This is a genomic window from Pseudomonas sp. S36 (assembly GCF_016647875.1).
Lineage (GTDB): Bacteria > Pseudomonadota > Gammaproteobacteria > Pseudomonadales > Pseudomonadaceae > Aquipseudomonas > Aquipseudomonas parafulva.
In genome coordinates this window covers 47,528-61,122 of record NZ_JACVVG010000032.1, presented here as the reverse complement: position 1 = coordinate 61,122, position 13,595 = coordinate 47,528, and the positions used below count along the sequence as shown (strand labels likewise).

Here is a 13,595-nt window from a genome sequence, read left to right as displayed (position 1 = left end):
GAGGGCATACAGGTGCACGCTTTGGTGATGGTTTCGCCTGTGCGACCGAGCCCCCCCCCCCCCCGGGGCGCGCGCCCCCCCCCCCCCCCCCCGACTGCAATCAACGGTAGCTGATCCCGGGGGTTGCGGTTGAAACGCGGGTGCCGGCAGTGCCCTTGACGATGTCTTCGATGTTGGCCAGTGAACTGATTACAGCCACCTTCCCGGTATGCCGGGCAAAATCGCAGGCCGCTTGCACCTTCGGCCCCATGGACCCGGCCGCGAAGCCCAGCTTGCCCAGCTCATCGGGGTGAGCCTGGGCAATGGCCTTCTGCGTTGGCTTGCCAAAGTCAATGTACGCCGCATCCACGTCGGTGGCGATGACCAGAAGGTCTGCCTCCAGTTGTTCGGCCAGCAGCGCCGAGCACAGGTCCTTGTCGATGACGGCCTCGATGCCCTTGAGCCTGCCGTTTTCATCGTAGAGGGTGGGGATGCCCCCGCCACCGGCACAAATCACGATGGTGCCTTTTTCCAGCAACCATTTGATCGGGCGGATCTCGAAGATGCGCTTGGGCGCGGGGCTGGCGACCACACGCCGATACTTGTCGCCGTCGGCCTTCACCACCCAGCCTTTTTCTGCCGCCAGCCGCTGGGCTTCGGCCTGGCTGTACACCGGGCCGATGAATTTGGTGGGGTCATTGAAGGCAGGGTCGTCAGCGTCCACTTCCACCTGTGTCAGCAGGGTGGCAAAAGGTACCTCGGCGTCCAGCAGGTTGCCCAGTTCCTGCTCGATCATGTAGCCGATCATGCCTTCGGTTTCCGCACCCAGCACATCCAGCGGGTAGGCTTCGTCGGGTTTGTAGGCCATGCCCTGCAGGGACAACAGCCCTACCTGCGGGCCATTGCCGTGGGCGATCACCAGTTCGTTGCCCGGGTGGATCCTGGCGATCTGTTCGGTGGCGGTACGGATGTTGGCCCGCTGGTTCTGGGCGGTCATCGGTTCACCGCGACGCAGCAGGGTGTTGCCGCCCAATGCAACCACGATACGCATGGGAGATGTCCTTGTTAGGGAAGCTACAAGCTACAAGCTTCAAGCTTCAAGCTTCAAGCTTCAAGCTTCAAGGAGAGGCGGGGGCGCGTAATGGGCCGCTTTTTCTTGTGGCTTGGAGCTCGAAGCTTGCAGCTGTAAGCGTTTAGAGGTCAGCCAGGGTCGATACCAGGATCGCCTTGATGGTGTGCATGCGGTTTTCGGCCTGCTCGAACGCGATGCAGGCCGGCGATTCGAACACGTCGTCGGTCACTTCGATGCCGTTGGCCAGGTCCGGGTACTGTTCGGCGATCTGCTTGCCTACCTTGGTTTCGCTGTTATGGAATGCCGGCAGGCAGTGCATGAACTTGGTCCTTGGGTTACCGCTGGCCTTCATCAGCTCAGGGTTCACCTGGTAGGGTTTGAGCAGCTTGATGCGCTCGCCCCAGGCTTCGATCGGCTCGCCCATCGACACCCACACGTCGGTGTGGATGAAGTCCACATCCTTGACTGCAGCCTTGGCGTCTTCGGTGAGGGTTATGCGTGCGCCGCTTTCCTCGGCGTACTGCTTGCAGCGCTGCACCAGGTCATCGTGGGGCCACAGGCTCTTGGGTGCGGCGATGCGCACATCCATGCCCAGCTTGGCGCCGATCAGCAGCAGGGAGTTGCCCATGTTGTTGCGCGCATCACCCAGGTAGGCGTAGCTGATGTCGTGCAGCGGCTTGTCGCTGTGCTCACGCATGGTCAGCACGTCGGCGATCATCTGGGTGGGGTGGTATTCGTCGGTCAGGCCGTTGAATACGGGTACGCCCGCGAACTTGGCCAGTTCTTCGACAATTTCCTGCTTGAAGCCCCGGTACTCGATGGCGTCGTACATGCGCCCGAGTACGCGGGCAGTGTCCTTCATGCTTTCCTTGTGGCCGATCTGCGACGAGTTGGGGTCGATGTAGGTGACGTTGGCGCCCTGGTCATAGGCGGCCACCTCGAATGCGCAGCGGGTGCGGGTGGAGGTTTTTTCGAAGATCAGGGCGATGTTGTTGCCCTTGAGGTGTTGCTGTTCGGTGCCAGTGTACTTGGCCCGCTTGAGGTCACGGGACAGGTCCAGCAGGTAGCGCAGCTCGCGGGTGGTGTGGTGTTCGAGGCTGAGCAGGTTGCGGTTGCGGATGTTGAACGCCATGACGGTTCTCCTTGGAGTGCTGAACGCGCCGGCCGCCACCGGGTGGGGCGGCCGGGGTGACGGAGTCAGTAGTCGATCGGGTCGCGCACGATCGGGCAGGTCATGCAATGGCCACCGCCGCGGCCGCGGCCCAGTTCGCCGGCGCTGATGGTTATCACCTCCACGCCGGCCTTGCGCAGCAGGGTGTTGGTGTAGGTGTTGCGGTCGTAGCCAATCACCACGCCCGGCTCCAGGGCCACCACGTTGTTGCCGTCGTCCCACTGCTCGCGCTCGGCGGCAAAACTGTTGCCGCCGGTTTCGACCACGCGCAGCTTCACGCCCAGTTGCTCGCCCACCACCTCGATGAACGATTTGTGTTCGCGGCGCACGTCCATGCCATAGGGCTTGCTCTCGTCGGGGTAGATGATGAACGGCACGATCTCACTCACCACTTCCGGGAAAACCGTGACCAGGTCGCGGTCACAGAAGCTGAAGACCGTGTCCAGGTGCATGGCAGCGCGGGATTTCGGCAGGCCAGCCACGATCACCTTCTGTACCGCGCCCTTGGCGAACAGGCTCTGGGCCAGTTGGCCGATGGCCTGGCGCGAGGTGCGCTCACCCATGCCGATCAGCACGATGCCGTTGCCGATCGGCATCACGTCGCCGCCTTCGAGGGTGGCCTGGCCGTGCTGCTTGTCCGGGTCGCCATACCACACCTGGAAATCGGCGCCGGTGAACTGCGGGTGGAACGTGTAGATGGCGGTAGCCAACAGGGTTTCCTGGCGGCGTGCCGGCCAGTACATGGGGTTGAGCGTGACGCCACCGTAGATCCAGCACGTGGTGTCACGGGTGAACTGGGTATTGGGCAGTGGCGGCAGGATGAAGCTCGAATGGCCCAGGTAATCGTTGTACATCTTGACCACTTCGGCCCCTTCGCTCTGGGGCAGGTCCTGGCCCGCCACACCGCCGATCAGGAATTCGGCCAGGTGGCGCGGCTCCAGGCCTTCGAGCCAGCTGCGCACTTCGTTGGTCAGGCCCACGCCGACGGTGTCGGGGGTGATCTTGCGGTCCAGTATCCACTTCAGCGCTTCAGGTTGCTGCACGATATCGGTCAGCAGGTTGTGCATTTCCAGCACATCCACCCCGCGTTCGCGCATCTTGGTGACGAAGTCGAAATGGTCACGCTTGGCCTGGTCCACCCAGATCACATCGTCGAACAGCAGTTCGTCACAGTTGCTGGGGGTAAGGCGCTTGTGGGCCAGCCCCGGGGCGCACACCAGCACCTTGCGCAGCTTGCCGGCTTCGGAATGCACACCGTATTTCTGTTTCTCAGCGGACATGGTTTCTATCCTCCATACGATTGAAAACGTGGGTCACAGCGTGAGGAAACCGCGGTACAGGCCAAAGGCTGCCACCAGGGCGCCGATGACCACGGCCGTGAAGATCAGCTTTTCCACGCGGGTGAACACTGGCTGGCCCAGTTCCCGCTTGGCCTTGGCGAACAGGATCGCGCCTGGGGCGTAGAGCAGGGCCGAAAGCAGCAGGTATTTCACCCCGCCGGCATACAGCAGCCAGATGGCGTAGAGCAGGGCGATGCCACCGATCAGCAGGTCTTTGCGGCGCTCGCGCAGGGCCTCTTGGTAGGTTTCCCCGCGCACGGCCAGCAATACGGCGTAGGCAGCCGACCACAGGTAGGGCACCAGGATCATCGAGGTGGCGAGGTAGATCAGGGACAGGTAGGTGCTGTTGGAGAACAGCGTGATCACCAGAAACACCTGCACCATGGCGTTGGTCAGCCACAGGGCGTTGGCGGGCACCTGGTTGGCATTCTCGCGGCGCAGGAACGCCGGCATGGTGTGGTCCTTGGCGGCAGCGAACATGATCTCGGCGCACAGCAGCACCCACGACAGCAGCGCCCCCAGCAGCGAGATGATCAGCCCGACGCTGATCAGCACTGCGCCCCAGTGGCCAACCACATGCTCCAGCACGGCCGCCATCGACGGGTTCTGCAGGCCGGCCAGCTCGGGTTGGGTCATGATGCCCAGCGACAGCACGTTGACCAGCACCAGGAACAGCAGCACGGTAATGAAGCCGATCACCGTGGCCTTGCCCACATCGGCGCGCCTGGCTGCGCGGGACGAGAAGATGCTGGCGCCCTCGATACCGATGAACACCCACACGGTCACCAGCATCATGTTGCGCACCTGGTTCATCACGCTGCCCAGCTCGGGCGTGCCAGCACCCCAGATGTCGGCGGTGAACACGTCCAGCTTGAATGCGAACAGGCAGATGAGCGCGAACAGCACCAGTGGGACGACCTTGGCCACGGTGGTGACCAGGTTGATGAAGGCGGCTTCCTTGATGCCGCGCAGCACCAGAAAATGCACCGCCCACAGCAGTACGGAGGCGCCGATGATGGCGGCAGGTGTGTTGCCTTCGCCGAAGAGCGGGAAGAAATACCCCAGGGTGCTGAACAGCAGCACGAAGTAGCCGACGTTGCCCAACCAGGCGCTGATCCAGTAGCCCCAGGCCGAGGAAAAGCCCATGTAGTCGCCAAACCCGGCCTTGGCGTAGGCGTACACCCCGCCGTCGAGGTCAGGCTTGCGGTTGGCCAGGGTCTGGAACACGAACGCCAGGGTCAGCATGCCCACGGCAGTGATGGCCCAGCCGATCAGGACGGCGCCAACGCCTGCGCTGGCGGCCATGTTCTGCGGCAGTGAAAAGATGCCGCCCCCAATCATGGAACCGACCACAAGTGCAACTAACGCACCGAGTTTGAGTTTTCCGGAAACATCAGGCATTTAACAACTCCTGCCAGGAGAAAGTTGACATCAGATTAAATCCGACGCCGTGGCCATGCCCTGATGTGGATCAGTGCACGGCAGTGTGAAGTCGCAAAAAAACTTCACGGGGCTCCTGGAGAGTGCCGACTGCTTCGGCTGCAGGCCTTGTGTGCTGGCACCTCCATGTCATTCCAGAGCAGTGGCTCTTGATGGCCTGCGAGGGTTGAAACTAGACGGTTTTGCCGTGAGCGCCAATTTTTTGCTGAAATTAAAAGTTTTAACGGTTTAGTGTGAAGGGGTTGGCAAACGCGAGGTTTTTACAAGCGCGTTGCATAGACAATTGGGTTATTAATGGGGGAGGTCGGCGGCGTGGGAGGCGCGCTACATGCGATGGGTTATATAAACAATAATGTGGTTACCTATGTGTGACAGTGCAGCGATAGGGTGTGGCTTGGAGCATGGGCGAAAACACGCAGAAACTTCCGCTGGGTGCGCTGATCGCGTTGGTGGTGGGCTCCATGATTGGGGGCGGCATCTTTTCATTGCCGCAGAACATGGCAGCGCGAGCCGGCGCCGGCGCGGTGCTGATCGGCTGGGCGATCACTGCGGTGGGTATGCTGGCGCTGGCATTCGTGTTCCAGACCCTGGCCAACCGCAAGCCTGAGCTCGACTCGGGGGTTTATGCCTATGCCAAGGCCGGGTTTGGCGAGTACATGGGCTTTTCGTCGGCCTGGGGGTACTGGATCAGTGCCTGGCTGGGCAATGTCGGCTACTTCGTGCTGTTGTTCAGCACCTTGGGCTTTTACTTCCCGGTGTTCGGCGAAGGCAATACGCCTGCTGCCATCGGCTGCGCGTCGATGCTGCTGTGGGCCGTGCATTTTCTGGTGATGCGCGGCATCAAGGAAGCCGCATTCATCAACCTGGTCACCACCGTGACCAAGGTGGTGCCGCTGGTGCTGTTCGTGGTGATCGCGGCCTGCGCGTTTCGCGCCGATATCTTTACCCGGGATATCTGGGGCCAGGGCAGCCCACAGCTGGGCAGTGTGCTGGAACAGGTGCGCAACATGATGCTGGTGACGGTATTTGTGTTTATCGGCATCGAAGGGGCCAGTGTCTATTCCGGGCGAGCCCAGCGCCGGGCGGACGTGGGCAAAGCCACGGTGGTCGGCTTTGTCGGTGTGCTGGCGTTGTTGGTGCTGGTCAACGTGCTGTCGCTGGGCATCATGGCCCAACCCGAGCTGGCCGGGCTGCAGAACCCCTCGCTGGCTGCGGTACTGGCGCATGTCGTCGGGCCGTGGGGTGCGTTGCTGATCAGCCTTGGCCTGGCGGTTTCACTGTTGGGTGCCTTGCTGTCGTGGGCGCTGTTGTGCGCCGAGATCCTCTATGCCACGGCTCGGGATCACACCATGCCGCGCTTTCTCGCCAGGGCGAACAACAACCAGGTGCCGGTCAATGCCTTGTGGCTGACCAACAGCATGATCCAGGGGTTCTTGCTGATTACGCTGGTGTCTGCTGGCACCTATACCAGCCTCATCTACCTGGCATCGTCGATGATTCTGGTGCCTTACCTGTGGTCGGCGGCCTACGCGGTGTTGCTGGCCATACGCGCAGAGACTTACGCAGGGCAACCCGCTGTGCGCCGCAAGGACCTGACGGTGGCGCTGGTGGCCTTGCTGTATGCCCTGTGGCTGCTGTACGCCGGTGGCCTGAAGTACCTGCTGTTGTCGGCGTTGCTGTATGCGCCAGGTGTCATCCTGTTTGCCAAGGCCAGACACGAACGGGGGCTGGCGCTGTTCAGCCCGTGGGAAAAGCTGATATTCGCAGCCGTGCTGGCAGGCGCAGGCTTGGCCGCGTTCGCGCTGTATTCAGGGCTGCTGAGCCTGTGACGGGGCTGGGCAGGTGTGTTCTGGCCGGGACCAGATCCATAGGTTGCCCAGGGTCATGCCGGCGATGGCCAGGAACACGGGCCAGTGATGCTCGAGAAACACCAGCATCAACCCTGCGCACAGCAACATGCTGACCGTGGCACTGACCTTGGCCCGCCGCTTGATCACCTTGCCGTTACGCCAGTTGTAGAGGATGGGGCCGAACAGGCGGTGGTTTTCCAGCCAGGCTGACAGGCGCGGCGAGCTGCGCGTCGCCGCCCAGGCCGACAACAGGATGAATTCGGTGGTCGGCAGGCCAGGAATGACGATGGCGACCAAGCCCACCCCAAGGCTTACGTAAGCCAGGATTCCATACAGCAGGCGGGCGAGTTTCGAGCGGGCAGGTTGGGTCATGGTCTCACTGCAAAAACGGTTCGGCCACCGGGCAGGTGCCAGGTACAGCGTATCAGACCAACTGGGCGTCCACCGCGTAGGCGTGTTTCAGCAGTTCGGTGAAACGCGCAAAGGCAGCCACTGCGCCGCGCTCTGCCGCCGCATCTTCCTCGGCCCTAAGGTCCAGGCCATCAAGAATGCGGGTGAACTGCTTCCAGCCCTCGGCCCGTCCGCCTAGCGGCTCGCCCAGGTGGCGGGCGCCGAACCTGTCGGAAAGGCCCAGCGCAGCGGCGCGCTTGATCAGAAACGCAGCCCCCAGTTTGGAGCCTTCGGAGACGAAGATCCAGCCCATCGCTTCACCCAGGCTGGGGGCCTGCAGTGGACCACGCAGGGCGGCGGGTGCTTGCGTGCCCAGGTCGGCCAGGTCCAGCAGTGCCTGCTGGGCGCGGCAGCGCTGGGCGAGGTCGGGGACAATGGCGACCAGGTTGGGGTCGTTGTACAAGGGCTGCAGTTCGGCCTGGAACAGGTACTGGGCAACGACGAAGCGGGCAAAGCTTTCGCGGGTGTCGAAGGGGGCGTGGGCCTTGACCAGGGCATCCAGCTCGGCGTGCGGGGCGTGAGTGACCTGGTTCAGGCGCTGGGAGCGCAGGGCTGGGCGGTCGGGCATGGGGCAATCCTTGGATGAGGGGTGTTTGAATACAAGACGAAGCAGTGGGGGCGGGTGCGTAAAAAAAGTGATGACCGGCTGGTGGGGCGCCGCGTGGGCGGCGCATCGCGAGCAACGCTCGCGCCACCGAGGGCCTGTCAGATATCCCAGACGACGTTGATGCCAAAGTTGCGGCCCGGCATGCTCAGGCGGTCGATGTTGGCGGGCTGGGTCACTGCTGCTTCACCCTGGCCGTCATAGCTGCGCACCGAGTCCCACTGCCAGTATTTTTTGTCGGTGAGGTTGTACAGGCCTGCGTTGATGGTGACGTCGTCGGTCACCTTGTAGTACCCGGTCAAATCCAGCACGCCGTAGCCGGGGGTGCGGAACTTCGATGCCGAGCCATCGGGGGCGTAGTAGGTGCTGTCGTCGACGCGGGTCTTGCGCTTGACCAGCGTCCAGCTCAGCAGGCCACCGTAGTGCTGTTGGTCATAGCCCAGGCCGAACACGCCCTTGAGCGGGTTGACAGTGTTCAGCGGCTGGCCGCTGTCATCGTTGCGGCCGTAGGTGTAGGCCAGTGAGCCCTGCGCATACAGGCCTGGCGCAGCGCCAAGCTGATCGAGGTTCAGGCGGCCCTTGACCTCGGCGCCCTTGATGGTGGCGTGCTTGATGTTGTTGGCCTGGAAGGTCTGCTCCAGGTTGCTGCTCTGCACGGCGTCTTCGTCGATGAAGTCGCGGTACTTGTTGTAGAACACCGCCACATCGAAGTGGCCAGCATCGAAATTGCCACGTAGCCCGGTTTCGAAGCTCTTGCTCTTTTCTGGTTCCAGGTTTGGGTTGCCCTCAACCCGGTAACCTTGGTCCAGGTTCTGGAAGCGCCCGTACATGGCCTTGGCGGTTGGCGTACGGAAGCCCTCGGCGTACTGGCCATAGGCGGTGTAGTGGTCGTCGAACGCGTAGGTCAGGCCGAACTTGGGCGAAACCCGGTGCCAGTTGCGGGCAGAATCGTCCTGGGAGGTAGGCGCCGTACCGGTGGCTTCCAACCCGCGCAGAAACCGTTCGGTGAAGCGCGGCTCCATGCGGGTGTAGTCGTAGCGGGCACCGGGCAGGAAGGTCCAGTTGTGCCAGCGGATTTCATCCTGCACGAACAGGCTGTAGGTGTTCACGGTCGGGTCCGGGAAATCGCTGACCAGCGCCTGGCCATCGCGGGCACTGTCCTGGCCGATACCACGGCAGGTGCCGCCGATGTTCACGCAGGTGCCAGTGCCGCTGCGCGACCCGGTGATCTTCTCGTGCTTGAGGGTCGTGCCGTAGGTCAGCAGGTGGTCGGTTTCGCCCAGGCTGAAGGCTTTGTCCAGCTGGGCGTCGAATACCCATTGGCGGTCCTTGTAGGTCGTCTGCCGGTCGCGCAGCACCTGCCGCCCGGAGGCCACGTACAACTCGTCGGTACGTTGGTCGGTCTTGGCGATCTGGTAGTTGAGGCTCCACTTGACCTGGTCGGCGAGCACGCTGTCGAGCGCGAACTGGTGGTTGATGCCAAAGCGCTCGCGGGTGATGGTGTCGTTGCCGGTGCGCATGCGGTAGGAATTCATGGCGCCAAAGCCGGGAATGAACGGGCCCCCCACTGCACTCAGAATGTTCTGGTCACGGTCGTCCTTGTAGCGCTCGTAGGTCAGGCCCAGCCGTGCGTCATCCGCCAGGTTCCAGCCTACCTTCGCCAGTACGTTGGTGGTGCGCGCGTCCATGGGGTTGGCTTCGGTGCGCGACAGGCCGGTGCCGCTATGGTTGCCGTAGCTCTCGGTTTCGTGGCCGTTGCGCTGGCTCAGGTGCAGCAGGGCGTCCACGTCACCCTGGCGCCCAGCGACGGTGGCGGAGGTCAGCCAGCTTTCGTCTGCCGAGCTGTAGCCGGCCTTCAGGCGCGCGCCGGCGGCCTGGCCGGGCTTGATGATGTCTTCCGGGTCCAGCGTGAAGTAGCTCACGGCACCGCCGATGGCATTGCTGCCGTACAGCACCGACGCAGGCCCACGCAGGATCTCCACGCGCTTGACGATTTCTGGGTCTACATAATTACGCTGGGTTTGCGCGTATGGGCCGTAGAAGAAGCTGTCCGGGATCGACACCCCGTCGATCTGGGTGAGAATGCGCTCACCATCGATGCCGCGGATGTTGAAACCGTTGAGGCCGCTGCGCTGCCCGGTGCCGGCCACCGAGACACCCGGTTCGTAGCGCACCAGGTCCTGGATGCTGTTGACGTTGTTGCGGTCCAGTTGCTCGCGGGTATGCACGCTGACCGTACTGGGCACCTGCGCCACGTCCTGGGCGCTGCGGGTAGCACTGACGGTCATCTGCTGCAGGGCGACCACGCTGCCACCGGCCTTGCTTTCAAGTACCACGTTACCGTTGCTGATCTTACGATAGGCGAGGCCCGTGCCCCGCAGCAGGCGGTCCAGTGCTGCTTCTGGTGTCAGGGAGCCTTGCACCCCTGGGGAGGCGACGCCGTCGGCCAGTTGGGCGTTGAAACCCACCTGCCAACCGGTGACCTGGCTGAACGTGTTGATCGCCGATACCAGGGGTTGCTGGTGGATGCTGAAGCGGTAGTCGCCCATGCGCGAGGTGCTGGCGCTGGCAGCTGGCTGGTCCGCCCAGGCCGGCAGGCTACAGGCCCCGCAGGCGAGCAGCGCCAGGGTCAGCAGAGACAGACGCCCCGAACGGTGAGGGCGGGTGGACGGGCAATGGGTACCTGTGGACATCGAAAGCGCTCCCTGACGCGCGGTCTGTAATAGGTGATGACTGCTCTTGTTTTGAACAAGAATCAGTTGCATTGGCTATGACGAGACGGACGAGCCCTTCAGAGTGCGTAAAAATAATTCGCGCACGGCGCCTGCTGCGTTTGAAAAGTGGTCAGTTCAGGATGACCAGCGCGGGGTATTCATGCAGCTGTGCGGAGGTGATATGTGCCAGCGCGCGAAGGGTTTCCAGCGGCTGGTCCAGGCGATAGTTGCCGGTGACCGCAACGTCTTCCAGGCGCGCGTTGCGGTTGATGATCCAGCCTGGGTAATAGCGGCGCACTTCGGCCAGTACCTGGCTGAGTGGGCAGTTCTCGAAGACCAGGCGGCCGTCGACCCAGGCCAGGTCCTTGCGCATGTCCAGGCGCTGGGGTGTACCAAAGCCCTGGGGGCCCACGCTGATGCTGTCGCCCGCGCGCAGGCGGATGCGCTGATCACGTTCGCCCTGCAGGTCGACATCGCCGCGCTGCACCCTGACCAGTGCCTCACCACCCAGGTAGCGCACGGCAAAATCGGTGTCGCGGGCCTGTGCGCGCAACGGCCCCGCCTGCACTTCGAGCGGCTGCGGCGCGCCCTCGGGTACCTGAAAGTACGCTTCGCCCTGCAGCAGGCGGGCAACTTCGCGCCCGCCCTTGCGGTCACTGGCAAAGGCTGAGTTGGTGTTCAGCAGCACCTTGGCCCCACCTTGCAGCTCCACACGCTGGCGTTCACCCACCACAGTGAGGTGATCGGCCTGCAGGCGCACGGGCAGGTTGCCGAACGTGAACAGCCCGGCCACCAGCAAGGCTGCCGTGGCCAGGGGTTTCCAGTGGCTGCGTACGCGGCCACGCCAACTGCGGCGCTGTTGCCGGTGCAGCCGGGTAGCGGCGTGGTGCACCGCTGCGCCGTTCCACAAGGCTTCTGCTGCAATGTAGGCCTCTGCGTTTTCCGGCGCGGCGCTTAGCCAGGCCTCGAACGCCTGGGTGTCGGCGGCGTCGGCGCACTGCAGGCGCACCAGCCAGTCCAGCGCCTCGTCCTGGGCACGTGCACGGGGGCTGGGCCCGGCAGGTGACGGGCGAGGGGCAGGGTGGTCTGTCACGGTGAGTCCTTGCGTGGTTGATTCCGGATGATCAGGGCTCCGGCACGGCGTGGCAAGTGGCTGGGTTTGCTACGGGCCCGCAACGCTCATTCGAGCCGCTCGGCCACACCCAAGCAGATCGCCATGATCAGTTTCAGTTCCTTTTGCACCGTACTGGACGACACCCCCAACTGCTCGGCAATTTCCAGGTAGGTGGCGCCGTGCAGGCGGTTGAGGATGAAGATGCGCTGCTGGCGCTGGCTCAGCTGGTTCAGGCTGACGCTCAGGTGCTTGAGCAACTGTTCGGCGTGGGCGGCGTCTTCGCTGCTGCTGGCCGGGGCGGCAACGTTGTGCAGCACGGCTTCTGGCACATCGTCCACCAGCATGCGTGCCTGCACCCGGCGAGCCCGCAGGTGGTCCAGTGCCAGGTTGCGGGCCGTCTGGAACACGAAAGGCTCGATGTGCTCGATGGGCCGCTCACCCAGCGCGCGGGCCACCCGCAGGTAGGTTTCCTGCAGCAGGTCTTCGGCGGTGCTGCGGTTACCGACCATGCGCTGCAAGGTGCGCAGCAGGGAGAGGCGCTGAACGAGAAAGACGGAGTTGAACCGGGACTGACTCACGGGGAAACCTGGCCGACGAAGGGTTAATGATAATGCTTATCATCACCTTCGAAGGTCAAGCGGGTAAATGTCATGGAAAGGTAAACGCCGTGCCCGCAGACACGGCGCGGCCTCTAGCGCGCCTGGCAAAGGGCCAGGCAGTTGTCCAGCATGCGGTTGGAGAAGCCCCACTCGTTGTCATACCAGGCCAGCACCTTGAGCATGCGCCCATTGGCCCGGGTGTGGTTGGCATCGAAGATGGAAGACAGCGGGTTGTGGTTGAAGTCGCAGGACACCAACGGCAGGGCGTTGTAGCCCAGTACCCTGGAATGTTGGCTGGCTTCGAGGAACAACTGGTTGACCTGCTCGGCAGTGGCTTCGCGCTTGAGGTTGACGGTGAGGTCCACCAGCGACACGTTGATCACCGGCACCCGCACGGCCATGCCGGTCAGCTTGCCTGCCAGTTCCGGCAGCACCAGGCCCACTGCCTCGGCAGCGCCGGTTTTGCTCGGGATCATCGACTGGGTGGCGGAGCGGGCGCGGTACGGGTCGCTGTGGTACATGTCCGTCAGCACCTGGTCGTTGGTATAGGCGTGGATGGTGGTCATCAGGCCCTGCTCGATACCGAACTCGCGGTGCAGCACCTGGGCGATCGGCGCCAGGCAGTTGGTGGTGCACGATGCGTTGGAAATGACCTGGTGCGAGGCGCGCAGCACGTCGTGGTTGACCCCGTACACCACGGTGGCATCCGCGCCTTTGGAGGGGGCCGACACAATCACTTTGCCAGCGCCTGCCGCCAGGTGTGCAGCGGCCTTGGCGCGGTCGGTGAACAGCCCGGTGCACTCGAAGACCACATCGATGGCTTCGGCCTTCCAGGGCAGTTCGGCGGGGTTGCGAATGGCGCTGACTGCAATGCGGTCACCGTTGACCGTAAGGCTTTCGTGGTCAGCCTCTACCGTGGCGTCGAAGGTGCCGTGCACGCTGTCGTACTTGAGCAGGTGGGCGTTCATGGTGCTGTCGCCCAGGTCGTTGATGGCGACCACCTGCAGGTCCTGGCGGTAGCCCTGGGTGTAGAGTGCGCGCAGGACGTTGCGCCCGATGCGGCCGAATCCGTTGATGGCGATGCGAAGGGTCATGGCGATACCTCTGGCAGTCCGAGTGAAACCTGTGGCACAAAGATGCTTCACTGAAACGGTTTTGTTGTTGGAATTACAAGATTATTCACTTGCAGATAGAAAACAAGCCTTTTTAGTGGCAGTATTTTGTTTAAACCTACAACGAGTGGTTTGGCCCTTGGCCTTGCC

Annotated in this window: 11 protein-coding genes; 1 reads left to right on the top strand and 10 read right to left on the bottom strand. The window is 63.1% G+C overall.

Translation table 11 applies throughout. The features are described from left to right. Positions 1-100: 100 nt before the first annotated feature. The 4 genes from arcC to arcD (IAE36_RS17385) form a co-directional block, all read right to left on the bottom strand. Positions 101-1,030 (bottom strand): carbamate kinase, encoded by a 930-nt coding sequence (gene arcC, locus IAE36_RS17400; RefSeq protein ID WP_201213683.1) that lies wholly within the window; start codon positions 1,028-1,030, stop codon positions 101-103. A gap of 142 nt (positions 1,031-1,172) precedes the next feature. After that, positions 1,173-2,183, bottom strand: coding sequence for an ornithine carbamoyltransferase (locus IAE36_RS17395; protein WP_201213681.1), 1,011 nt, complete (start codon positions 2,181-2,183; stop codon positions 1,173-1,175). A 65-nt stretch (positions 2,184-2,248) separates the two neighbouring features. Beyond that, complete coding sequence (arcA, locus tag IAE36_RS17390) at positions 2,249-3,502, bottom strand: arginine deiminase (protein WP_201213679.1); 1,254 nt, start codon at positions 3,500-3,502, stop codon at positions 2,249-2,251. A gap of 33 nt (positions 3,503-3,535) precedes the next feature. Continuing rightward, the gene (arcD, locus tag IAE36_RS17385; RefSeq protein WP_201213670.1) at positions 3,536-4,963 is read right to left on the bottom strand and encodes an arginine-ornithine antiporter; all 1,428 of its coding nucleotides are present in this window, start codon (positions 4,961-4,963) and stop codon (positions 3,536-3,538) included. Between the two features lie 440 nt (positions 4,964-5,403). Between arcD (IAE36_RS17385) and arcD (IAE36_RS17380) the strand changes: the two genes are divergently transcribed. Then, positions 5,404-6,831 (top strand): arginine-ornithine antiporter, encoded by a 1,428-nt coding sequence (arcD, locus tag IAE36_RS17380; RefSeq protein ID WP_201213668.1) that lies wholly within the window; start codon positions 5,404-5,406, stop codon positions 6,829-6,831. On the opposite strand, the gene IAE36_RS17375 is transcribed toward arcD (IAE36_RS17380), so the two are convergent. From IAE36_RS17375 to gap, 6 genes are all read right to left on the bottom strand, one after another. Next, the gene (locus tag IAE36_RS17375) at positions 6,811-7,224 is read right to left on the bottom strand and encodes a YbaN family protein (RefSeq protein ID WP_201163263.1); all 414 of its coding nucleotides are present in this window, start codon (positions 7,222-7,224) and stop codon (positions 6,811-6,813) included. The genes arcD (IAE36_RS17380) and IAE36_RS17375 overlap by 21 nt on opposite strands. A gap of 52 nt (positions 7,225-7,276) precedes the next feature. Continuing rightward, positions 7,277-7,870, bottom strand: coding sequence for a biliverdin-producing heme oxygenase (locus IAE36_RS17370; protein WP_201213666.1), 594 nt, complete (start codon positions 7,868-7,870; stop codon positions 7,277-7,279). A gap of 137 nt (positions 7,871-8,007) precedes the next feature. Then, positions 8,008-10,599: a TonB-dependent receptor gene (locus IAE36_RS17365; RefSeq protein WP_201213664.1), complete on the bottom strand. Its 2,592-nt coding sequence runs from the start codon at positions 10,597-10,599 to the stop codon at positions 8,008-8,010. Between the two features lie 151 nt (positions 10,600-10,750). After that, positions 10,751-11,713: a FecR family protein gene (locus IAE36_RS17360; protein ID WP_201213662.1), complete on the bottom strand. Its 963-nt coding sequence runs from the start codon at positions 11,711-11,713 to the stop codon at positions 10,751-10,753. Between the two features lie 86 nt (positions 11,714-11,799). Then, positions 11,800-12,312: an RNA polymerase sigma factor gene (locus IAE36_RS17355; RefSeq protein ID WP_028631482.1), complete on the bottom strand. Its 513-nt coding sequence runs from the start codon at positions 12,310-12,312 to the stop codon at positions 11,800-11,802. Between the two features lie 113 nt (positions 12,313-12,425). Then, the gene (gap, locus tag IAE36_RS17350) at positions 12,426-13,427 is read right to left on the bottom strand and encodes a type I glyceraldehyde-3-phosphate dehydrogenase (protein ID WP_201213660.1); all 1,002 of its coding nucleotides are present in this window, start codon (positions 13,425-13,427) and stop codon (positions 12,426-12,428) included. Between the last annotated feature and the right edge of the window lie 168 nt (positions 13,428-13,595).